Raw genomic sequence first — 1,412 nt, 5'->3', positions numbered from 1 at the left:
CGACGACTCCCCCCCGCGACCGCCAGGTAGCCGACCGCGAGCGCGACCTCGACGATCCCGTTGCCGTCGCGCTTCGAACCCGATATCACGCCGTGTCACTCCGTTTGCGTCCCCGCGGTGCGCGGGTCGTCCGCGGCCCCTCGGGCGGGATGGGCTGGTGAACGAGCACTACCCCATCGAATCCGGTAGCGGCTTTTGTTATACATCGGTTACCGGACGCACGGACGGCCGTCGCTCCCGGCGGTCGGTCGCGCGCGCGGTAAGCGATCTATTACAATCGGATCTCCTCCCCGAGACGACCGCATGCGAGTCGTCTTCTTCACGAACACGCCCGCCCACGTCCACCTGTACAAACACGCCGTCGACCGGCTCGAACGCGCCGGACACGACGTGCTCGTCCTCGGGCGGGACTACGGGTGTACGGTCGCGCTGCTCGACCGATACGAACTCCCCTACCGCCTCTACGGCTCCTGCGGGACGACGAAGGGGTCGCTGTTTCGGAACCTCCCGCGCCACTACGCCCGCATCATCCCCGCGGTACGGTCGTTCGATCCGGACGTGATCTTCGGCGTCGGCGCGTACGCCGCCCACGCCGGGCTGGCGAGCCGATCCCCGGCGGTGCTGGTCCTCGACTCGGAGCCGACGTCGATCGACCACGCGATCTCTCGGCCGTTCGCGGCGGCCTTTCTCACGCCGCACGCCTTCCAGAAGGACCTCGGCGAGAATCACTACCAGTTCCGCGGCTTCTGCGAGACCGCGTACCTCCACCCGGACGTCTACGAGCCGAACCCGGGGATCCGCGATGACCTCGGCCTCGACGCCGACGAGGAGTTCGTCCTGCTGCGGTTCAACGCGTTCGGCTCGCACCACGACGTCGGGCAGTCGGGGTTCACCCCGGACCAGCGGCGGCGGCTGATCGAGACGTTCGCCGACCACGCGACGGTGTTCGTCTCGGACGAGGGCGGGACGCTGGACCTCGGATCGCTTCCGGCCCGCGAGTTCGACGTCCACCCCGCGCTGCTCCACGACGCGCTGGCCGAGGCGCGGCTCGTCGTCACCGACACGCAGACGGTCTGTACCGAGGCGGCCCTGTTGGGGACCCCCGTCATCAGGTCGAACTCCTTCGTGGGGGACGGCGACATGGGCAACTTCACCGAGCTCGAACGGCAGGGGCTGGTCGTCAACACCACCGACTTCGACGAGGTCGTCTCCACCGGCGTCGACGTGCTGACCGACGAGTCGATCGGGGCCGAGTGGCGACGGCGGCGGAACGAGTACGTGGGCGGGCTGGTGGATCTCACCGGGGTCATCGTCGCCTGGGCGGCGGCGGGCGGTCCCCAAGGGGTCTCCGGGATCGAACGCTGGCGGGCGGGCACGGACCGAGCGAGTTCGGACCGTCGGGCGTCGGTCAC

At 69.4% G+C, this 1,412-nt stretch carries 1 protein-coding gene; it reads left to right on the top strand.

All coding sequences use genetic code 11. The features are described 5' to 3' along the window. Window positions 1-303 precede the first annotated feature (303 nt). Window positions 304-1,412, top strand: a 1,109-nt coding sequence (locus BN903_RS12885; RefSeq protein WP_079890678.1) for a DUF354 domain-containing protein, incomplete at its 3' end; no start/stop codon positions are given.

The organism is Halorubrum sp. AJ67, assembly GCF_000513435.1.
This window is presented reverse-complemented; position numbering and strand designations above follow the sequence as displayed.